The 21,996-nt window shown below is 45.0% G+C and carries 19 protein-coding genes; 8 read left to right on the top strand and 11 right to left on the bottom strand.

Features of this window, described 5'->3' with window-relative positions:
- The first annotated feature begins 33 nt into the window (after window positions 1-33).
- Window positions 34-924 (top strand): LysR family transcriptional regulator, encoded by an 891-nt coding sequence (locus TW84_RS12005; RefSeq protein WP_045975874.1) that lies wholly within the window; start codon window positions 34-36, stop codon window positions 922-924.
- Window positions 925-963: 39 nt separating this feature from the next.
- Here the strand turns inward: TW84_RS12005 and TW84_RS12010 are convergent, their stop codons facing one another.
- The 4 genes from TW84_RS12010 to TW84_RS12025 all read right to left on the bottom strand — a co-directional run bounded on the left by TW84_RS12010 (window position 964) and on the right by TW84_RS12025 (window position 5,238).
- Entirely contained in the window at window positions 964-1,938 is a 975-nt protein-coding gene (locus TW84_RS12010) for a TAXI family TRAP transporter solute-binding subunit (RefSeq protein WP_045975875.1), read from the bottom strand.
- Window positions 1,939-1,992: 54 nt separating this feature from the next.
- Window positions 1,993-2,844: a beta-keto acid cleavage family enzyme gene (locus TW84_RS12015; protein WP_045975876.1), complete on the bottom strand. Its 852-nt coding sequence runs from the start codon at window positions 2,842-2,844 to the stop codon at window positions 1,993-1,995.
- Window positions 2,835-4,166, bottom strand: a complete 1,332-nt coding sequence (locus tag TW84_RS12020; protein ID WP_045975956.1) for an aspartate aminotransferase family protein — start codon at window positions 4,164-4,166, stop codon at window positions 2,835-2,837. Before TW84_RS12020 ends, TW84_RS12015 begins: the two co-directional genes overlap by 10 nt.
- A 151-nt stretch (window positions 4,167-4,317) precedes the next feature.
- A complete protein-coding gene (locus TW84_RS12025; RefSeq protein ID WP_045975877.1) occupies window positions 4,318-5,238 on the bottom strand; it encodes a polyprenyl-phosphate transporter in 921 nt (306 codons plus the stop codon).
- Between the two features lie 646 nt (window positions 5,239-5,884).
- On the opposite strand from TW84_RS12025, the gene gltS reads away from it, so the two are divergent.
- Window positions 5,885-7,111, top strand: a complete 1,227-nt coding sequence (gltS, locus tag TW84_RS12030) for a sodium/glutamate symporter (RefSeq protein ID WP_045975878.1) — start codon at window positions 5,885-5,887, stop codon at window positions 7,109-7,111.
- Between the two features lie 60 nt (window positions 7,112-7,171).
- Here the strand turns inward: gltS and TW84_RS12035 are convergent, their stop codons facing one another.
- Window positions 7,172-8,302 carry an HlyD family secretion protein gene (locus TW84_RS12035; RefSeq protein WP_045975879.1) on the bottom strand — a complete coding sequence of 377 codons (1,131 nt, stop codon included), beginning with the start codon at window positions 8,300-8,302 and terminating at the stop codon, window positions 7,172-7,174.
- Window positions 8,302-8,691, bottom strand: coding sequence for a DUF3302 domain-containing protein (locus tag TW84_RS12040; RefSeq protein ID WP_045975880.1), 390 nt, complete (start codon window positions 8,689-8,691; stop codon window positions 8,302-8,304). Before TW84_RS12040 ends, TW84_RS12035 begins: the two co-directional genes overlap by 1 nt.
- A gap of 138 nt (window positions 8,692-8,829) precedes the next feature.
- Between TW84_RS12040 and TW84_RS12045 the strand changes: the two genes are divergently transcribed.
- Window positions 8,830-9,720: a DMT family transporter gene (locus tag TW84_RS12045; protein WP_045975881.1), complete on the top strand. Its 891-nt coding sequence runs from the start codon at window positions 8,830-8,832 to the stop codon at window positions 9,718-9,720.
- Window positions 9,721-9,723: 3 nt separating this feature from the next.
- Here the strand turns inward: TW84_RS12045 and TW84_RS12050 are convergent, their stop codons facing one another.
- The 4 genes from TW84_RS12050 to deoD form a co-directional block, all read right to left on the bottom strand.
- The gene (locus TW84_RS12050) at window positions 9,724-11,304 is read right to left on the bottom strand and encodes a GGDEF domain-containing protein (RefSeq protein ID WP_045975882.1); all 1,581 of its coding nucleotides are present in this window, start codon (window positions 11,302-11,304) and stop codon (window positions 9,724-9,726) included.
- The gene (locus tag TW84_RS12055; protein ID WP_045975883.1) at window positions 11,285-12,772 is read right to left on the bottom strand and encodes a hypothetical protein; all 1,488 of its coding nucleotides are present in this window, start codon (window positions 12,770-12,772) and stop codon (window positions 11,285-11,287) included. The genes TW84_RS12050 and TW84_RS12055 overlap by 20 nt, the downstream gene beginning before the upstream one ends.
- 126 nt (window positions 12,773-12,898) lie before the next feature.
- Entirely contained in the window at window positions 12,899-14,368 is a 1,470-nt protein-coding gene (locus tag TW84_RS12060; protein WP_045975884.1) for a lactate dehydrogenase, read from the bottom strand.
- A 63-nt stretch (window positions 14,369-14,431) separates the two neighbouring features.
- Window positions 14,432-15,142: a purine-nucleoside phosphorylase gene (gene deoD, locus TW84_RS12065; protein WP_045975885.1), complete on the bottom strand. Its 711-nt coding sequence runs from the start codon at window positions 15,140-15,142 to the stop codon at window positions 14,432-14,434.
- Between the two features lie 350 nt (window positions 15,143-15,492).
- Here deoD and TW84_RS12070 point away from each other — a divergent pair, with 350 nt between their 5' ends.
- Genes TW84_RS12070 through TW84_RS12085 form a run of 4 tightly spaced genes read left to right on the top strand, consistent with a single transcriptional unit; the run spans window position 15,493 to window position 19,563 of the window.
- On the top strand, window positions 15,493-16,443 hold the full coding sequence (locus tag TW84_RS12070) for a YbgA family protein (RefSeq protein WP_045975886.1): 951 nt from the start codon (window positions 15,493-15,495) through the stop codon (window positions 16,441-16,443).
- A complete protein-coding gene (locus tag TW84_RS12075) occupies window positions 16,433-17,230 on the top strand; it encodes a MerR family transcriptional regulator (RefSeq protein WP_045975887.1) in 798 nt (265 codons plus the stop codon). Before TW84_RS12070 ends, TW84_RS12075 begins: the two co-directional genes overlap by 11 nt.
- 4 nt (window positions 17,231-17,234) lie before the next feature.
- Complete coding sequence (phrB, locus tag TW84_RS12080) at window positions 17,235-18,650, top strand: deoxyribodipyrimidine photo-lyase (RefSeq protein ID WP_045975888.1); 1,416 nt, start codon at window positions 17,235-17,237, stop codon at window positions 18,648-18,650.
- Between the two features lies 1 nt (window position 18,651).
- A complete protein-coding gene (locus TW84_RS12085; protein WP_045975889.1) occupies window positions 18,652-19,563 on the top strand; it encodes a L,D-transpeptidase family protein in 912 nt (303 codons plus the stop codon).
- A gap of 208 nt (window positions 19,564-19,771) precedes the next feature.
- Here the strand turns inward: TW84_RS12085 and TW84_RS12090 are convergent, their stop codons facing one another.
- Window positions 19,772-20,020 carry an Lpp/OprI family alanine-zipper lipoprotein gene (locus TW84_RS12090; protein WP_045975890.1) on the bottom strand — a complete coding sequence of 83 codons (249 nt, stop codon included), beginning with the start codon at window positions 20,018-20,020 and terminating at the stop codon, window positions 19,772-19,774.
- A 344-nt stretch (window positions 20,021-20,364) separates the two neighbouring features.
- Here TW84_RS12090 and TW84_RS12095 point away from each other — a divergent pair, with 344 nt between their 5' ends.
- Window positions 20,365-21,708, top strand: coding sequence for a DEAD/DEAH box helicase (locus TW84_RS12095; protein ID WP_045975957.1), 1,344 nt, complete (start codon window positions 20,365-20,367; stop codon window positions 21,706-21,708).
- Window positions 21,709-21,996 lie beyond the last annotated feature (288 nt).

The raw sequence follows: 21,996 nt of genomic DNA on the forward strand, positions 1-21,996 counted from the left end.
GCATGTATGAATTAAAAGAATAGGTTCATACCTATGCTTAAAGGAAGCGAACTCCCTTCGATTAAAGCCCTGCGATCGTTTGTCGCGGTTGCTCATCATCAGAGTTTTTCAAAAGCAGCAGAAGAGCTGTATGTCACTCAGGGTGCAGTGAGTAAGCAGATAGCGATACTGGAGCAGATGGTTGGTAGGCCATTGTTAGAGCGTCAGTTGAATGGCATTGAATTGACGACAGCTGGAAAGCAATACTTACCCAAAGTTATTGAAGCGCTAGAGATCATTCAACACGCTACCGCTAGCCTGATTCAAAGTGATACACAGCAAGAGTTACTGACCATTGATGTGACGCCTTCGTTTGCCAGCTTATGGTTGCTGCCTAAGATCGAAGAGTTTCGGCGTTTGTATCCACAGTTGCAGGTGAAAATACGTACTCGTGAGAATGCCCAGCTTAAACTTGCAGGCGAGTCGGATATCGCCTTGCGTTGTTTGCCGCTGTCTAAGCATTACGAGCACAGTCAACTCTTGTGTCATGAAAAGCTACTTTTGATCGGTGAACAATCCGCGTCCTGTTGCGATGTCACTTCTGTGTTAACACAGCATACTTTGATCCCTCAAACCACTAGACCACAGTTGTGGGAGCTGTTTAAGTTAGAGCATCAGTGCTCGGAGCCACTCAACTATTATGGTGTCGGTTACGAACATTTTTACTTGTCATTAGAGGCGGTGAAGCGGGGGAAAGGGTTGGCTTTGGTGCCTGATTTTATGGCGCGTGAAATGTTGGACAATGCTCAGGTGAACAATTTGCTTGGTCTATCGATGCTCAGTGGCTATGGCTACTATTTGAGTGTGCCGAATTACCGTTTGGCTTCAAGGAAAGTTCAGCTTTTTCATCAGTGGCTCAGAGACGAACTTGAAGAGAATAAATAATAAACCCGGCGTTTGCCGGGTTTGTTATTTATTACGTGGTTACTTAATCAATCCCACTTCTTTATAGTACTTAAGCGCGCCTGGGTGAAGAGGTGCAGACAGACCGTCTTTGACCATCTCTTCTTTTTTCAGGTTGGCGAACGCAGGGTGCAGTTTGCGGAAGTCGTCGAAGTTTTCAAACACCGATTTTACCGTGTTGTATACCACATCTTCCGGTACTGCAGTGGAAGAGACAAATGTAGCACCAACACCAAATGTTTGAACATCGTCAGGGTTGCCCTTGTACATACCTCCAGGAACTGTTGCAGTGCGGTAGTAGCTTGCGTCAGATAAGAGTTTGTTGACCTGAGGGCTTGAGACTTGAACAATGTGACTGTCACAGGAAGTGGTCGCCTCCTGAATCGCGCCACTTGGGTGGCCTACGACGTAAACCATTGCATCAATTTTGTTATCACACAATGCTTTAGACTGTTCAGCTGCTTTTAGTTCAGAAGCTAACTTGAAGTCTTTAGTCGTCCAACCATATTGGTCCATTAGAACTTCCATTGTACCGCGTTGGCCGGAGCCTGGGTTGCCGATGTTGACACGTTTACCTTTAAGATCTTCAAAACTCTTGATGCCTGAATCTGCACGAGCTACAACGGTGAACGGCTCAGGGTGAACAGAGAACACCGCACGTAGTTCTTTGAATGGACCTGCATCGGAAAACTTACTCGTCCCATTGTAGCCATGGTACTGCCAATCAGACTGTGCGATACCTAAGTCCAACTCACCGGCGCGAATGGTGTTGATGTTATAGATTGAACCACCTGTAGATTCAACAGAACAACGAATCCCATGTTCTTTTTTGGTTTTGTTTACTAGACGGCAAATAGCACCACCAGTTGGGTAGTAGACGCCTGTTACACCACCAGTACCAATGGTAATAAATCTATCAGAAGCCGAAGCGTAAAAAGTGGTGCCTAAAAGTGCAGCTACCGAGGCGGCAGTCATTACGTTTTTTAGCAATGTCATAGTCATTCCTTTTATTACGTGTAACGATCCTATCTTACTTTGCACAGGCACCAATCAACGCTTTGTTAGTACCCTCCGGAAACTATATGCATCATGAATCGGAATGTTTAATAATTTGTTAATTTTTTTGAGGTTTCTCACTTGTTCCGCATTGTTAATTGCTGGTTTTCCTCGTGGATCAAGGTGATTGTTCTCAAAACCGACACGAATATCTAGCCCAAGTAGCATTGCACTGATGAGGCAGTCCTGCTCACGATTACCAAAGGCACATACGGCGAGGTGAACGTTTTGTTGAACGAACTGATGCAAGTCGAGTTGCATTAAATCCCACGGATTGGATTGCTGTTCGTTGTGGTATCGGCCAAGAACGACGAGTGCGTGTTGAGCTACGGTCGGCAAGATTCCCTGAGCACGCAGCTGGAAGAAGCGTTGAATATCATCTTGATTGTAGAGGATGATTTGACTGATGATTCCGTGTTCCGCAACCCAATGGAAAAAGGCTTTTCCAGACTCAATGTGGTTGTCATCGGGAATCAGCTCACGGAGTGCAAATGAGGCGGCTTCGGGTTTGATCGCTTTAGTCAGTGCTATTTGTTGCTCTATGCTGTAAATCCCTATCGCTTCGGTGGTCAACTGGACAATAATGCTGTCACCGACGGCCTGTTTCACTCTGTCGTACAGCTGGCGATTGGATTTGATTTCCAAACTGTGTTGGCCATTTTCGTCCCGGCAGTGAAGGTGAACCATGGCAGCCCCGGCATCGCGACAGGCGATGACCTCAGAGATGATTTCTTCGTTAGTCATTGGAAGGTTAGGGTGATCTCGTTTGGTTTTTCGCGCCCCATTCGGTGCCACTATAATCGCACTGGTTTGCAGGTGACCAGCATCACCTGGTGTTAAACCCATGTTCCAGCTACCTCCGTCAATGTTGTTTTCAGTTTAGTCACAAGCTCGTCGATGTGGTTTGGTTCGATGATGAAAGGTGGGGCTAATAGAATGTGATGTCCTTGTTTTCCGTCAATGGTTCCAGACATTGGATAGCACATTAGGCCGTTTTCCATGGCTTGATACTTTACCGCAGCATGTGCTTTTGTGGCGATATCGAGTGGAGTCTTACTGTCTTGATCTTTGACGAGCTCAATGCCAAGGAAAAGACCTTTACCTCGGATATCGCCCACGTAAGGTAAGTCGCCCAGTTCATTCAACAGTGTTTGTTTTAGCTCCGCGCCGTGAGATTGCACGGATGACAACAGTCTTTCCTTTTGAATAGCTTCGACTGTGGCCAGGGCAGATGCACATGCCATAGGGTGTGCCATAAAGGTGTGGCCATGCTGGAAGAAACCGCTACCATTTTCAATCGCTTGGTAAATCCGGTCGTTGGCGATGGTGGCGCCAATAGGTTGATAACCTGCTCCCAGCCCTTTTGCAATACAGACCAGATCAGGCTCTATCTGTTCTTGTTCAAATGCAAAGAAACTGCCGCTGCGACCTACACCACACATCACTTCATCTAATATAAGCAAAACCTCATACTGATCGCAGATCTCCCTAATTCGTTTGAAGTAGCCCTTTGTAGCCGGTACTGCGCCAGCAGTAGCACCGACAACAGGTTCTGCCACAAACGCCATGACATTTTCTGCACCTAGTTCGAGGATTTTCTCCTCAAGCTGATTGGCGCTACGAAGTGAATAGTCTAACTCTGATTCACCCTTATGTTTCAAACGATATGAGTAACAGGGGTCGATATGATGACTGGTTGTCAGCAGTGGCCGGAATGGAGCTCGTCGCCATTCGTTTCCACCGACGGCTAGTGCACCTAAAGTATTGCCATGATAGCTTTGTTTTCGGGCGATAAACTGAGTCTTAGTCGTTTTTCCAATCTCGACATAATACTGACGTGCCATTTTTAACGCCGACTCCACCGCTTCGGATCCGCCACTCACAAAATACACATGATTAAATTGTGCAGGCATTAGATTGCAAAGTGCATCAGCCAATTGTTCGCTAGGTTCGTTAGTAAAAAAACCAGTGTGAGCGAAAGGGATACGCTCAAGCTGTTCTGTGATGGCTCGTTTAATCGCTGGGTGGTTATGGCCAAGATTAGAAACCGCAGCCCCCCCGCATGCATCTAGATAGGCTCTACCTTGTGTATCAAAAAGATAGACACCATCACCGTGACTGACGGTGGGTAAACGAGTATGGCAGTGTCGATGAAAAACATGAGACATAATGAGGCACTCGATGATTGTAGTGACCCTATCGTGTCCAACTTGCTTCAATGGCGCAATCGACAAAAAGTTGACCGCTATGAGCGTTTGGAATGAGTAGAAGCGCATAGGGGGCAAAAGAAAAGCAGCCAGTTGGCTGCTTGACACTTAACTAGATATCACGCTTATCGGCAAATTTTTCCAAGCTGAGAACCAGTGCAATAGCACACAGCATTAGAATGATGGCCATGACTATCTGGGCAGGTTGTGAAGTGATGGCTTCAAAATCTAGTGGTGAGAGATTGCGTTCGAGCAATGGGACTTGTTCGCCGCTTGAGTTAGTGCGCCACGTCAACGTTTCTTTCCAAGGCCAGATCTTTGGTAGTGTGCCAATCATTAGGCCGGTTAGAAAAATCAGAGTTAAGTCTCTGAAACGACTCAGTAGCCATGACAGTACGTGAGAAAAACTCAGTAAACCGATAACGCAGCCAGTCAAGAAAAGCAGCAAGACAGTTACATCCAATGATTTGACTGCGCCAAGAACTGGGCTGTACATACCAATGAGTAGCAATATAAAGCTGCCAGAGATGCCAGGTAAGATCATCGCGCATATAGCGATCGCTCCCGCAAACATGATATTGATGCTGGTTGGATCCATTTGAAGGGGTTTGAGGATGGTAATGCTATAAGCAAAACCGACCCCGAGTAATAGGAAGATAAGGCGACTGATGCTTCTTTTCTCAATTTGTTTCAGCATATGGAAAACAGAAACCAGAATCAGACCAAAGAAAAAAGACCATAAAGGGATAGGGTGTGTGACTAGTAACCACGAAATCAGCTTGGCAAGTGTCGCAATGCTGGTTAGCACACCACCGAACAGCGCGACAAGGAATAAGCCGTTGATATGGTTGAACGCTGCTTTGATTCCATCATGCTTCAAAATGCCAAGTAAGCTAGGATTAATGCGTCGGATACTTTCCAATAAGGTGTCATAGATGCCTGTAATAAAGGCAATGGTGCCTCCAGAGACACCGGGTACTACGTCGGCCGCACCCATGGCTAGGCCTTTGAAAAAAGTAGATAAGTAATTCATTCGTTACAACGGGTCAGTTCAGGTGGTGAGAGTATATCGTCAATAACGTAAAAAAAGTATGAAAACAGTGAATTGATAAATTAATCGATAAGAGACTTGTTTAATATCGAATTGCACTTATTTGCAAAATGCAATTTTCATTTTGCATATTGATTATAATAAATTGGCTAAAAATTGGACCAATATTGGGGTTTTATGGCCTTTTTAAGTTGGCACGCTATCTGCATTACTTATAGCGACCCTTATTAAGCCGAGGGTCACCTAGCCAACTGACGTTGTTAGTGAATGATTTTTGTTCACACAATATATGTGCCAATCGCCCTTATTGCGATTGGCTTTTTTTTTGTCTTTTGGTCAATTCCTCGTCAATTTACATCGTTTCATGACACGAATTTTCTCTCCATGCTCGACAAATGCCCGTGAGTTTATTAATAATGTCCGCTTTCTTTTTCGGTCCCTAACGTACACCGTAGGGTTTCGATGTTGAAATTGAGCGGGTTTACCCGCTGTGGAAAGGACGTTTTTTAACAGAGAACATCTCAATCAGTGCCTGCAATTGTTACCGAGGCCTTGGTAACGAAATGGCCCAGAGCAATATGCTCTTAGCTCATTAGGGAAGATGAGTGACAGACAATGAAGAGGTTATATGAATCAGATAATTTCGGTTGGACCACTAGAATCTTTCTTAATCGCAATCAGCGTTTTGTTTCTAGGCCACTTTGTAAATTCTAAGCTTCCTATTCTGAAGAAGTTCAATATTCCAGAGCCCATTGTGGGTGGTTTGATTGTGGCGATGATCATTACAGGCATGCATTTTAACGAGTTTGATCTGGAATTCTCACTGCCGTTACAAAATACTTTTATGCTGATGTTTTTCAGTACTGTTGGCTTGGCAGCAAACTATACGCAGTTGATGAAAGGTGGCGTTAAAGTCTTTATCTTTCTTGCGGTTGCATCTTTTTACATCATCATTCAAAACGGTGTTGGGGTGTCATTGGCTTCTGCGCTAGGCTTAGACCCTTTAATGGGCTTGATTGCTGGTTCTATCACTCTATCCGGTGGACACGGAACAGGCGCAGCTTGGTCTCAAACCTTTTCAGAAACTTATGGCCTGAAGAACACGCTAGAAATCGCGATGGCTTCTGCCACGTTTGGTCTGATTATCGGTGGTATCATCGGTAGCCCTGTTGCTCAAAAGCTGATCAACAAAAACAACCTTGAGTCAGAATACGGACGCGGGACAGATACTCATGAAAAGTTTCCTGAAGTCATCACTTACAATGAGTATGAAGAGGACAAGGTTACAGCGAAAAAAGTGATTGAAATCCTGTTTGTTTTGCTTATCTGTGTGACAGGAGCCAAATATTTGGAACAATGGGTCAGTAGTCTGGAGATTAGCTGGCTGATGATCCCTGATTTCGTTTATGCGCTATTTATTGGCGTGTTTATCACTAATATCATGGAAGTGACTAAAACTCATAAGGTAGATGCAGAAACAGTCGATATTCTGGGCACGGTTTCATTGTCACTGTTCTTAGCCATGGCTCTAATGAGCTTGAAGCTGTGGAACGTTTTTGATCTCGCGATTCCATTTCTGATCATCCTTTCGGTTCAATCGGTGATCTTAGGTATTTTTACTTACTTTGTGACTTTTAAGGTTATGGGCTCAAACTACGATGCGGCTGTTATCGCGGGTGGTCATTGTGGATTTGGTTTAGGTGCAACGCCCACGGCTGTGATGAACATGGGGTCAGTAGTCAACCAATATGGCCCATCACCTCAGGCATTTATGGTGGTGCCGATAGTGGGTGCTTTCTTTATCGACATTGTGAACTTAATTATCCTTCAAGGGTACATCTCCTTTATCGGTTAATGTGCTCATCTACAAATGAAAAGGCCTCTTGTAAGAGGCCTTTTTGCTTTCTGAAGGATTTTAATGGTCTAGGTAGAGATAGTTCTGCCAGCTTTTCATTCGAATGAGTACTTTACGCATAATGGAAACATGAGTGAATTGATCGGAGTAAACCGCCACCTCGACTGCTGTCCCCATGGGCAAGTGGTAGTCGGACAAGTCATCCGTGATCTTTAAAGTGACAAAGACTCGTCCACTGGTGCGCAATGCTTCCGTGCCAAGCAGGGCACCTCGCGCCTGAAACTGGCTTTCGCCAATGGCGGGCAGTACGTCTACAACCTCTCCCTTAAAGACCTTTCCAGGAAGGGCTCTGAAGAGAAATTCTGCTTCATAGCCTGGTTGTAAGCGTTGTAGAGAGTTTTGCCTGAACGCAGCGGCATACAGCGTTTCTTCGGTATGAACGAATGTCATTACTGGAGCTAGTGGCAGTGGAACTGCCATCACGCCAGGGCGCAAGGCCAATTGAGTCGCAAAGCCATCAGTGGGGGCTTTGACAATAGTCTGCTCCAAGTCAAATTCTGCTTGGCGCAGCTCAGCTAGCAAACGTGCGACCGTGGTGTTCTCACCGCCTATTTCTGAGTTGAGGGCAATCTTGGCTTGGTCTACTCTGGCCTCAGCAACTTTGACCGCGGCTTCAGCAGCCTTGTAGGCTTGACGTCGAGTGTCCAGTTCCTGCTCGGTGAACGCGCCTTTTTCGTAACCGCGCTGATACCGCGAATATTCGCGCTGGGCTTTGTCTCTATCGGCGATGGCTTGAGCTTGCGCAGCTTGCGCTTCTTGTACGTCAGACTCCAGCCCAAGAGCGCCTTGGCTGGCCTCTTTAATTTGTGCTTCAAGCTTGTCAACTTCTGCTTCGTATGGGATAGGGTCAATCATAAAGAGAATGTCCCCTTGTTTGAGCGGTTTATTGGGCTCAACAGGCACTTCGATAACCCGACCTCTTACTCCTGAAACGATAGGTGTACTGGAAAAAACTTGATTGCCAAGCTGAGTGAACGGATGGTTGTAGTTCATTAAAAGAATCAATGTACCGACCAATACCACACCACCTAATACGGCAGTTGGCACTGTCCATTTATTGAGTGGGATGTTGAAGATCTTAAAAATCGCAATGCACAACGCCGCGTACGTGAGAATAAGTAGCAAATCCATTACTGTTCCTCCTCATGATCATCCATTCGGATCGCAGGGGAAGGATTAGTTTGGTGTCTCTCTTTGAGGTGACGTACCTCTTTTTGTAGCTGACTAACCTGATCGATGAGTGAATCGACACGGTGATGAATATCGTGCTGTTCTTCTTCCAGCTTTTGGAATCCCCAGCCTCTCTCCTGACGCCAGAGCGTGGCCCATATCCAAAGAAATGGCCAAATAGCATGTAGTGTGAATAAGCTGACCCAACCTGCATAGTGAATCGCATCCTGATGTGGGTGTGCTCTCTGCTTGGCTATTTCATACGGAATATCGTGAATTACAATGATGCCATAGAAAATCACCAGTGCGACAAAGATAAGTAAACCTAGCGCAAAGTAGTCCAAAAACATAAAAGCTTTCCTGTTATTGTGTTTTTATTCAATAAAACATACGGTGATACCAGTTTAAGTATAGAAATAAAAACAAGAATTTAGAGAGAGATTACCTATTTCTGTTTGTTTCTCTTAAATCAATATCGAGGTGAGTAGATGGAATTTCAGGGAGAGATTGCCGCATTGTCGGCTGCAGTGGTCTGGGCGATGGCGACTTGGATTTATAGCCAATTCAGTCATCATTTTTCAGCCATGCAGCTTAATATCGTCAAAGGCGTTGCCGCCTCAGGCATGATGCTGGTGGCGTTACCATGGATTGAGATGCCCACGATGGTGATATCGTCTACTCATCTGGCGATATTGGCTGTCTCAGGAATTATAGGAATTGCTGCCGGAGATAGCGCTTACTTTGCTTCACTCAAGCGAATTGGCGCCAACAAAACCTTGTTACTGGAATCCTTAGCACCGCCGCTTTCAGGTGTGTTGGCGTTGGTCGCCTTAGGTTCGGTTTTACCTCTGCAAAGTTGGCTCGGTGTGTTATTGACGACGTTAGCCGTCACTTTCGTGATTTTTCAGCCAGATGCCCGTGGAGAACAAACGAATTGGTCAGGTGTGGGGTTTGGTTTGCTTGCGAGTGTGTGTCAGGCGTCGGGAGTAGTTATCTCACATTACGCTCTAGTGGCCGGAGACTTATCGCCTCTGTTGGGAGCGTTAATTCGACTGTCTATCGGTGTGCTGGTGGTGGCTATGGTGATAGCGTTTTTTGAAAAAAAACCTTTCTCGTCCATCAAAAAGCATTTAGGACAACTTACAAAGTCGGCCTTTCTTTGGCTACTCGGTGCGATCTTTGTGGGAACATTTTTGGCATTGTGGCTGCAACAAATCGCCTTGAAGCACGCTAATCCTGCTATTGCTCAAACGCTGATTGCAACCAGCCCTGTGTTTATGTTGGGTATTTATGTGGTGAAAGGGGAGAAAGTGGCAGCCAAAAGCATTATTGGTACCTTGGCTGCAATAGTAGGAGTCTCTTTGTTCTTTTTACCCTAGAAATTACTCAGTACAGACTTGGTTGCGTCCATTGGCTTTCGCACGGTAGAGCGCTTTGTCTGCTCGATAAAAAGTACGCTGAGTATTTTCCCCTTCTCTATGAAGCGTAATTCCAACACTTACTGTGAGACCGCGTTCTCCAAGAATGTCTTGCCAGCCAAACTTAAAAATACGCTCGCGGTAGTTTTCCGCGTGCATAGTCGCTTGCTCCAATGTCGTTCTCTCAAGGATGACTAAGAATTCTTCTCCGCCAAAACGAACACTCGATGCCCCCCTGAATTTAAAGTAAGCGGATAATTCGTGAGAGACATTTACGATGGCTTTGTCACCGACTAGGTGACTGAGTTCATCATTAATGGACTTAAAGTGGTCTATATCAATCACCATTAACGCGAAGGGTACATCATGGAGGAGCAGATCTTTGAGTTTTACATCGAGCCAACGCCTGTTGTGCAAGTTGGTCAGAGGATCAGTAAATACATCTTGTTGGAGCTGAGCCACGGTATGTTTCTGACTTTCCGTTGTCTCTTTAAGCTCGCGGTTTTCCAGCTCTGACAGAATCAGCTTGAGTTGCAGTTCAAATCGTGACAAGCGGCGCAACTGGGCAGCGCCCAGCTCACCAATAGGGATTTGCTTCATCAAGTCGCTTTCTATGCGAAACGCCTTTTTCTGGCAGTATAAAGCTTGCTTGAAATTGCCTTGTTGCTCATAAATATCACCGAGAGCGGTATTCAGTTTTAGATTCAGCACTGGTGAAGCGTAGTGTTTGACCTTTTTCTGAGCGTTTTCTAGTACCCAGTTAGCAAGGTGTGGTTTGTTGGATTCGTTTAGGCTGTGTGCCAATTCAAGGCGAATCATGTTGGATAACCAAGTGGAGTGGATGTTTCCTGCGGTATACTGAACATTGCTTAGACACTCAATCGCTTTGTCTTGTTTACCTTGATGGCGATATAACTTCGCTTGATAAAGTAATATTTGTCCAGCAAGCACCTTATCACTCACCAGTATTGCGAGTTCTGAACACTCTTTGAGTAAATCTTTGGCGGCGGTTGTCCGATTGAGTTCAATGTAACATGCCAACATATAAAGTTTGTAGCGAAGACGCAGCGAACGGCTAGAAATCGCATGGTCGATGCCGTCGATCTTTTGATAATAACGCAGTGCACGATTGTGGTCGCCATAAGCGTCGCATAGGTTACCCATCCCTAGAACGGCTAAAACGTAAGCATCAATATGGCTGGTATCTACTGCTATGGTCGAAGAAGTGATGTATTCCTGTAACGCTCCCGAATAGTCACCACCTTCGACCAGCTTGTCGGCAAGGCTACTTTTGACTTCAAGGATTAACTCAGCATCGTTAGGTAGAGAAAGATGTTCAAGTGCGCTTCTTAGTTCTTCAATGCTGGTTGCAGGTTGCTTAAGTTCATTGCGGTATTCGGCGCTGATAATGAGGCTTTGTGCCTTCTCCTGTGGCGTAGTGGCGATATGTTGACGAATGTGGTTCCAGAAAATGATAGCTTCTTCACCAGATACTGAAGAAGCATCTAAACCAGATTCGGAGATTTTATTGAGCAATGTTTCCATTCTGTACTTCCAGTGGTTGGCTTTCTTCTAATTGTTCTAAGGTGAAGGGGAACGTTAGGATGTCTTGAAAAACCACTTTGGGTAGTGATTTATTGAGCCCTTTTCGGTGCCAAGGATAGATTTCAATCATTTGCGCCAGCACATGGAATACCTGAAGTGCGGCATCGTCTCTTTCGGCAAGTAGAATACCTAAGCGATCGCCACTAAGACGTGATAGTAAATCCTGATGGTTGCATAGTGAGTGGGCAAGTTCGGTACATACTTCAATATATTCAGAGTCGCTGTGCTGTATCGTTATTACGGCGTGGTTAGAACGCTTTAACTCTGTTTTAAATAAAACCAGTTGTTCCCACCAATAAATCTCAGACACCATTTGGTGGAGATGTTTCTCTGGATCATATTCATGTTGTCCGCGAATGCGATTAATCAGTTTACGTGCTCGTTGCTCAAGCTGGCGTTTTGATGTACGCGCTCTGTCGTTACTGACGCGAGCGGTTTGCTCCCTGAGCATGTCCGTTGAGTGTTTGCGATATTTCTGAAATGCGTGCAAGGCGGCTTTAAAATCCCCTTGTTCTTCAGCAACACGTGATTGTTGGAAGCAGATTTGAGACAACAGTTCACCATTATCAAAAGAGGCTGCAGAGCGTTCTGCTTGGACGAGCAATTGTGTCGCTTTTTCGGGGCGTTTACGTAATAGCTCCAATCTTGCTTGGCTGATGTAAGAATGGGCTTTCATCCAGACTAAATCGTGTTTCTCTGCCAGAGCTTGTGCCTTACCTGTCGCAACTTCGGCATCTTCAATTCTCTCAAGCCCTAGCAGTGCTAAGCCTCTGAAATCCCATACTTCAGCTTGCCAGGTTTTGTCATCATGGCCATTGAGCGCTTCTAACGCTCCATCCAATACTGTGAGCATTTCTACATAATTGTTTAGTAAGTAGAGATCCCATGCAAGGAGAATCCTTGCTTTTCCTTCCAGCCATCCGATACGAGTATTGTTGGCAACAGTGACGGCCAATTCATGAGTGGTCCTAGCCAGTTGATACTCATGAGTGATACGCCAGATATTCCCTAGACCGATTAAGGACTCAATCTGAATTTCGATTTCATCAACCAACGCAGATTGTTCTAGTGCGTTAATCCAATATTGCTGGGCAGAATAGTATTTGGCTTGCCCCCAAAAATGAAGAGCATGAAGGTGGAGGATTTCCGGGAGAAAGTCGTCGGTATCCAATGTGTTAAGTTTGCCATGGGCATCTTTGATGTACTTCAGACCACGTCGATAATCCATCAAACTCCAAGCACAGCGAGACATGATAATCAGACACTGTACAGCCCCTTCTGGGTACAAAATCTGATTAGCGCGCGTCGCGCACTGTTCAGCGATAGCTAAAACCTTCTCAGGCTCACTTTCAATTCGTGCTTTGAGCTGTTCAATCTCTGTGTCTAGCAGATGCTGGCTTTTATCCAATGAATTAATCCCTTAACAGCCATGTATAATATTGTTCGGTATTATTATAAAAATAGTGGCTGATGTAACTCTAGTAAAAGCATTAATACGCCTGAGCTTTAATGGCGTACCTCACAATAATTTTAATTATGAAAGCAGTTCCCGCAGAGTCAAAGGTGATTGCGTTAAACCAAGACTTTGTGCGGCTGTCATACCATCCTTATCTTGATAGCATAAATTGTGCCATGCTCGGAATATATCCAACATCGGAAGTAATCCACCAGGGCGAAGCTTGCGACGAGGTTCGTTAATAAAGCTTTCAAACAGAGTTTGAAATCGTTGTTGATAGAATTCAGTTTGGCGAATACTTGCTTTGCTAAGCCATTCTGTAGGCTCGTTATTTTGGCCAGCAAGATAACAAATGCCTTTGGATGAGTTAGCAAAAGTAGCAATTGCCCAGCGATCTCGCCACCAACCCATATGAACAATGTCGATTTTTCCGACTAGACTGTGTTCGTTCCAGTTTTGATCTTCTTCAACATACATAAGGTCGACATTTTGACGCTGTATACGTGGTAGGCAGACACTGAGAGCTGCAGAGCGTAGAACAGGATCTTGAGGCAAATAAATGGAGACTTGACGATCACTGTTACACAGATCCAACACATGTAGAAAATGGGCATAGGAGGTATAAGGCGGCCTGATTAGTGCACCTTTAGAAGGGTAATTGAATGTCGTCAGGTTACCCATAGGGTCTTCAACATTGCCTCGTGCCAAAATCGTTTGGTATTGCTGATCAATACGTTCCCTTAAAACAGGAGAAGGTTCTGGAACAGGAATGCTAGCCTCAGATGAATGATCACGAGATACGAATCGAGCAATGTCTTGGTACGGGTCATGGTCAATATCTCCTTGAGGGTCTTCATTTCCAGAGTAATTGACATGTTGACAAAGAATATAGCCTGAACTGGCTTCTCCTGTAGCGATCCACAAAACGCCGTTATTACTTTTAGGTTGCAAACGGACGTAGTAAGAGGCGAGTTCATACTTCTTCGCATGATTTACCCAACGTGCATCGAACATGGCGAGCTTGCGTCGACATCGGCTAGCGATGTGGTCGAGGTGATCGTAAAACGTCTTTGGATTGATCTCTAACTTACGACAGATCTCACGTACTGAATAGCCCATAAAGAGCAGACCGAGGAGGTTTTCCTGAAAAGCGAGTTTTTTATTGGCACCTGACCATTTATCGACGAACGTGGATTGACACAGTTTGCAGCGATAACGTTGACGATCACCGCTGTAGCCAAAGGCATGGTACAGATGTTTGTGAGTGTGAACTGACAAGCCAAAATTTTCGCATTGGGTATTGCGACAAGTTGGCAAGCCATCACTATGGAGCTGTCTTAAACGATGAAGCTCGTTCAACACTTCCAGATTGTTAAGTAAGGGGGGGAAAGCACCGCACTCCCGACAAACCATCGCAGGTCGTTTAGGGTTCGCATGTTGCACAACGTATCGATGTGCATCACTCAATCCAAAGTTGCCACACGCCAATGTTTTACAAAAGTTGAGTTGTAACCCGTTTGCTTCCTTAGGCAGTTTGCCAGTAGTCACTATCTCCCCCTCGGGATTATCAGGGCTGCCAGACTATAGTGGCTGGCAGCGAAGGATTGCTTATTAGATGTTGATGGCTGTCTCAAGCGCAACTTTCATCATGTCGTTGAACGATTTTTGGCGCTCTTCTGAGCTTAGTTTCTCACCACGTATGATGTGGTCAGATACGGTTAGGATGGTCAGTGCTTTCGCACCCAAATCCGCAGCTACTCCGTAGATCCCAGCCGCTTCCATATCAACACCTAGTATGCCTAGCTTTTCCATTTTCTCGAAAATATCTGCTTCTGGGGTGTAGAAAAGGTCAGCAGAGAATACGTTACCCACTTTTACCGGTACTTCTTGAGTGCGGGCTTGTTTTACCGCTTCTTCCAGCAGTCCATAATCTGCAATTGCAGCGAAGTCATGATCACTAAAACGGATACGGTTCACTTTGGAGTCTGTCGATGCACCCATACCAATAACAACGTCCATCAGATTTACGTCATCACGAACCGCGCCACAGCTACCCACACGAATAACGTTTTTTACGCCATATTCGGCGATTAACTCATGAACATAGATACAAGCAGAAGGTATCCCCATACCGTGCCCCATGACAGAAACACGTTGACCTTTATATGTACCTGTAAAACCGAACATGCTACGAACATCACAAACTTGTTGTACATCTTCCAAGAATGTTTCTGCGATGTATTTAGCGCGAAGAGGGTCGCCAGGCATTAAAACCGTTTCAGCGAAATCACCTGGTTGAGCATTAATGTGTGGGGTTGCCATAGTTGTTACTCCGAGTTCATTAGTAATTTTGTATTCTGATTACTAATTATGTTGATTCTCAAAAATTTGTTGAAGTCATACTAGCTATATATCACAAGGCTTCGTGAGAGGCTCGTCACAAAAGTAATCCATTTCACTATAGATACAAGTGTTTATAACGTTTTTTGTTGAAAGGGTTAAAGCAATCGATTTGGAAAAACGATTACGTCAAATGTGAACCAAAATTGAATCAATTACGTAACAGTGCTCTAAATTGTACATTTTTATTTCTTGTATAACTTTAGAATTATGTGCTAAAAGTTATACAAAAGATATTTTTGTACACCCTGGCAAGAATACTGGAGCATAATATGAGCAACGTAATTAAAGTCGGCATCAGTTCCTGCGTTTTGGGCGAAAACGTTCGTTTTGACTCAGGACATAAGATCAGCAAGTTTGTGACCAAAGAACTCGCCCCCTTTTTCGAGTTTGTTCCTGTCTGTCCTGAAGTTGGAATGGGTATGCCTGTACCGAGGCCAACGATTAGGTTGATATCGGATCAAGAGCGTATTGCTTTAGTCGAGACAAAAGATGCGTCTATTGACCACACAGACAAAATGATGGATTACTCCAAAAGCAAGGTGGCTGAGCTGAGTATTACAGAGTTATGCGGTTATATTGTGTGTGCCAAGTCACCTACGTGTGGTATGGAACGGGTCAAAGTGTATAAGAAAGGCGGAGCAGAAAACATAGGCGTGGGGTTATACACCCAAGAGCTGATGAAGCAGATGCCATGGCTACCAGTTGAGGAAGATGGTCGTTTGAATGACCCAGTGTTGAAAGAGAACTTTATTACGCGTATTTACACGCTGAGAGATTTTTACGACTCGATGGATGGCGAGCCAACGGCAGGCAAAATTGTTGCGTTCCACTCTCGCTATAAACTGACCTTGATGGCCCATCACCCGCAGTCCTACAAAGAATTAGGCCGATTGGTTGCAACTATTAAAGAGTATGACATTGAGACTTTTTATCAAAAGTACCGCGTAGGTTTGATGAATGCGGTGTCACACAGAGCAAGCCGCAAGAACAACACCAATGTACTGATGCACCTCCAAGGGTATTTTAAGCGAGACCTAGCCAAGGAGCAAAAAGCTGAGTTGTCCGGTGTGATCGAAGAGTACCGACAAGGTACTTTGCCACTCCTCGCACCTTTAACCTTGATCAAACATTATTTGGCGGCTTACCCGGATGCTTATCTATCCGAGCAGAAATTTCTGCAGCCCCACCCTCAAGAAATGCGCTTGAGATATGGATTATAGAATGAAAAAATACGCAATCAGAGAAATATCAGAGATGACGGGGGTAAAACCCGTCACACTCCGTGCTTGGCAACGACGCTATAGCTTGATTGAACCAGAAAGGACAGACAAAGGACATCGCTTGTACACACAAAAGCACATCGACTTAATCAACGATATTCAAGGTTGGTTAGGTAAAGGAGTGTCGATTGGTAAGGTGAAAGCGCTGTTAGAATCTGGAGAGCAAGCCGACTCCGAAGTCCCTAGTCACATGGTTCAGTTAGATGATGTTGAACCTGTTTTAGACGCATTGGCAAGCCTAAATAAAGGGAAAGCTGAAACTCTAATTCATTCAGTACTAAAAGAATACCCGCTGCATGTGGTCGAAACTCAGTTTATTCAACCGGTAGAGAAAGCCTTAGGGCTTGTCAGACAGAATCTACGTTCACTTCAGCTGGGCTTGTTCCAAACGCTGATGCTAACCAAGCTAAACGCCATTATAGAAGCAGAAAATAAAGCCGCTCGCTCTGGTAAAGCTCTCTTCATTTGCGTTCAAGGTAGTACGGATATCGCGTCTCGCCTGATGGCCCTCTCATTAGTGGAAAAGGGGTGCAAAGTGACTTTGATCGATGAGGTTGATGACTTGTCTGGCCTGCTCGGTCATCCATGTCTTAAAGAGTTTTCGACGTTAGCGATATACAGCGCCCGTGCGATTAATGAATCGCAATTGGCGGCAATTCAAAAACTGGAAACCTGCATCTCTGGACAACTGGTACTGCCGGATCTTTTGCAACGTCTCAAGGGGTAACATCATGAATCTTGTATGGCTGAGACGCGATTTAAGAGTCGAAGACAATTCTGCGCTCATTAATGCGATAGAAGTTGGTGAGCCGGTTGTCTGTATTTACGTTGCAACCCCTATGACTTGGCAAGATCACGGTCTAGCGCCTATTCAAGCGGATTTGATTTACCGTCGGTTGCAGGCATTGAAGCGCGACCTAGAGTCTTTGTGCATACCACTACTTTACGCTCAAGTGGACACATTTGCTGAGAGCGCAGAGCGTGTCGCGGAGGTTGCCAGTTTGGCCAATGCGAATCGGGTGTTTGTCAACGCGGAATATGAAGTGAATGAGCAGCGTCGTGATGCTGTTCTTAAATCGTACCTCCACAATACTGCCATTCACTTTGAGTCTAGTGATGACAAATGTCTTTTTGCACCTGGCAGTGTAGTGAACAAGCAAGGCAGCTATTTCAAGGTGTTTACGCCGTTCAAGAAGGCCTACCTAGCTAAACTCGGTGAGTGCTCGTTTCAAGTTCGGAAGCCACAAGCCGTGTCTTCAGGGGGATTACCTGAGAACTTAAAGTCTCTAGTATTGACTGATGATGTCAACTTTAGTTACCCGCGAGGTTCAAGTGCTCAATTTGCCGCAGATACCCAATCGATAATCCAAAAGCTGAGAGACTTTGATAGCCAAGATGTAGAAACTTATGCCAAAAACCGAGACTTTCCCGCCGTTGCTGGAACCAGCCAGCTGTCCCCTTACTTAGCTATCGGAGCACTATCTGTACGTCAATGTATGGCTCGGTTGATGTTTGGTCAGCTTCTGCCGCTCAGCGAAGGGAGAGAAGTATGGCAAAGTGAGTTGATATGGCGTGAGTTCTATCAACACCTCATTCATTTTGAAGCTAAGCTGAGTAAAGGAAAGTCTTTTTCTGACTGGGGAGAACGCTTGCTGTGGCATAACGAACTGTTACATATCGAGGCGTGGAAGAAAGGCCAAACTGGCTTTCCTATCGTAGATGCGGCCATGAGGCAACTCAACCAAACGGGGTGGATGCACAATCGGTTGAGAATGATCGTGGCGAGTTTTTTGACCAAAGATCTCCATGTTGATTGGAGAATCGGTGAACGCTATTTTTTGAACAAGTTGGTAGATGGGGATTATGCTGCGAACAATGGCGGCTGGCAGTGGTGTGCCTCAACCGGATGTGACGGTCAGCCATACTTCCGCATTTTTAACCCCGTTACCCAAGGTGAAAGGTTTGATCCCAATGGAGATTTTGTGCGTCAGTGGATCCCTGAATTGTCTCAAGTGCCGGATAAATTCGTTCACCAACCCTGGAAGTGGAGTGGTGTAAGAAGCTTGTCATATCCGCCGCCAATAGTTGATCATAAGATAGAAAGAGAAGTAACCTTACGGATATATAAGGAAGCGAAGGACGCTTAGAATGCTGCGAAAAATATTTTCCCTCTGTTGCTGCTTTAGTACATCCCTATATGCTGCAACTTACCCACTACCTCCAGAGGGAAGCAGCATGGTCGGGCGTGCGCAATACCATAAAGTGGAAAGCGGTGAAAGCCTTGCCGATATCGCAAAGCAGTACGATGTCGGCTTTCTTACCTTGATGGCGGCCAATAAAGGTGTAGATCCTTTCCTACCTGCAGAAGATTTTGTCCTGACGATGCCGACGCAAATCATTCTTCCTCAAGTGCCACGAGAAGGGATAGTCATCAACCTCGCTGAGCTGCGTCTGTATTATTTCCAGCCAGAGAAGAACCTAGTGCATATTTTTCCGGTTGGTATTGGTAGAGTTGGGCGCGATACCCCTGAGATGGTGACTAGCATAAGTCAAAAACGGCCCAATCCGACTTGGACACCTCCCGCATCGATTCGCAAAGAATACCTTGAAAAAGGCATTGAACTTCCATCTGTGGTTCCAGCGGGGCCGGAAAACCCGCTTGGGGAATATGCGTTGAGACTGGCTTATGGTATTGGCAATTACCTCATCCATGGTACTAACAAAGACTTTGGCATTGGATTACGCGTCAGCTCCGGTTGTATACGTATGGAGCCCAAAGATATTGATTGGTTGTTTCACAAGGTGAAATTGGGTGAAAAAGTCCGAGTGATCAATGAACCCGTTAAAATTGCATTAGAACCCGATCGGAGTGTATTTCTGGAAGCCCACGAACCGTTAACGCGAAGTGATGGTAGCAAGAAGGATTTGAATATCCCTAAGGAGCTGCAATGGTGGCTGGAAGAGTTTGATTTGTCCGATGCTAAAGCGAGAGCGGCGATTCTTACACAGAATGGGGTACCAGTGGAAGTGGTCTCTCCGAGTTATTTATACGTGAATTGATCCTTGTTAAACAAAAAGAGAAGGGGCCTGAAAACGGGGGGAGAATTTATTCTTCGTAAACATGTGCCTGTTCAGTCACATGATCTAGATTTGTAATCGCGATAAAACAAAAGCGGCGACATCAACTTATGTCGCCACTTCATCGCCAATTATCGCCTAGCCGTTTTCTAAATCATTGATTTAAAGAGGCTAAATTCATTACTTGATCTTACTTAGTATAAGACTGAGCAATGTTGTCGATACGCTCGTTAGCGCGCGCTGCTTCTTCTTGAGCAGACATTGCTGCATCACCTGATTTACGTACGTCAGATTGAAGAGCTTGTACATCTTGGCTTAGTTGGCTAACTTGATTGCTCAGCTCGTCAAGTTTTGCTGAAGATGCGTCGTTTGGACCAGAAGCACAACCAGCGAGAAGAAGTACAGAAGACGCCGCAGCTGCGATCAACATTTTGTTCATAGATGAACTCCTTGCATTGTAAGTATCAAAAAGACGTCCTATACATTTCTGCTCATATAGTGACGGTGTGTAAAGTGTAGACTCAATTCCACCCTTCAAAAAGCAGAAAAAAGTCAAAAAAACCCAAGGATTTAAGCAATGATCAAATTAGTTGATATATGTCTCACTGGCGAGAGGTATAAATGTTAATGTTCTAACTACAATGGGGGATGTAAACGAGGTGAAAAAAGATAATTTTCTGTGATCTCTATCCAGTGCTAACCTTTCACGGTATCATGGCGCGTTTTTTAAAATTTTCGCGTTTAAGCCGCCACCGAGATCGAGGCTGAGACGTATATTTGAACTTGGAGAATACTTTGCACTTTAAAGATTTAGGCCTAGATAATCGCTTACTGAAAAACTTGAAGCATTTCGATTTCAAGAAGGCGACAGATATACAGCAACAAGCCATTCCTGTGTCGATTGCTGGTAAAGATCTGTTGGCTTCTTCAAAAACGGGTTCGGGTAAAACATTGGCGTTTGTCTTACCTATGCTGCATAAGTCTTTAAAAAACAAAGCATTTTCAGCGAAAGATCCTCGTGGTGTGATTTTGGCTCCGACCCGTGAACTGGCGAAGCAAGTATACGGTGAGTTGCGTTCTATGTTGGGTGGCTTGTCTTATGACGCGACTTTGATTGTAGGTGGTGAAAACTTCAATGATCAGGTGAAAGCGTTACGTCGCTACCCGAAATTTATTGTTGCTACACCGGGTCGCTTGGCGGACCACCTTGATCACCGCTCGCTTTACCTAGACGGACTAGAGACGCTTATTCTTGATGAAGCGGACCGTATGCTTGATCTGGGCTTTGCACCTGAGTTACGTCGTATTCATAACGCTGCTAAGCACCGCCGTCGTCAAACTCTGATGTTCTCGGCAACCCTTGATCACGCCGAAGTGAATGAAATTGCTTTTGAAATGTTAGATGCTCCAAAACGTATCGCGATTGGTGTTTCTAATGAAGAGCATAAAGACATCACGCAGAAGTTCTATTTGTGTGACCATCTTGATCACAAAGAAGCGATTCTGGATCGCATTCTGGAAGAAGCTGAATACAAGCAGTTGATCATCTTTACTGCGACTCGCGTAGACACGGAGCGCCTAACGGACAAGCTCAACGAGAAGAAGCTGAAAGCCATAGCTCTGAGTGGTAACCTGAACCAGACCCAGCGTAACACCATCATGAGCCAGTTTGAGCGTGCAGTGTTCAAAATTCTGGTCACAACAGATGTCGCTTCTCGTGGTTTGGATATTGCCAACGTCACACACGTTGTCAATTTTGATATGCCTAAGCACACCGAAGAGTACGTTCACCGTGTTGGTCGAACTGGCCGTGCTGGTAATAAAGGCGACGCAGTGTCTTTGGTTGGCCCGAAAGACTGGGATAGCTTTAAGCGTGTTGAAGCTTATCTCCAGCAAGACCTTACGTTCTCTGAACTGGAAGGTTTAAAAGGTAAATTCAAAGGAATCAAACCACGTAAGCCGGATTACCGTGGTAAGAAGAAAGTCGTCAAGAACACTAAACCACAAGTGAAGAAAACAGTGAAGAAGCCTACCCAGCGTGATAAAGGTTTTTATCAGAATGTCGCAGTAGGTGATTCTGTCTTTATTCCGAAAAAGAAAGTCGCCCCGAAAGCAGACGACGAGTAATAAGAAAGCCACCCGTAATCGGTGGCTTTTTTGTATAGATTTGCAGAGGCTTCTACTACTTACAAACGTTGTCACCTGCGTAGCATAAAATTGAACTTCTACCAGAAAATATCATTGAGATCGGATTTCTGAAACTAGTAAGATCAGAAACTGAGACCCAATAATCCGTTGTTTATATTTTTCTTACTACAAGCGTTTTTCTCTGTTTAGAGTGAGTAGTGATCGGGTAACCGATTGCATATAGCGCTTCGCCGTGAAGTGCTCCTACTTAACGACAGACAGAAGAAA

The sequence above is a fragment of the Vibrio neptunius genome (genome assembly GCF_000967495.1).
Taxonomy (GTDB): domain Bacteria; phylum Pseudomonadota; class Gammaproteobacteria; order Enterobacterales; family Vibrionaceae; genus Vibrio; species Vibrio neptunius.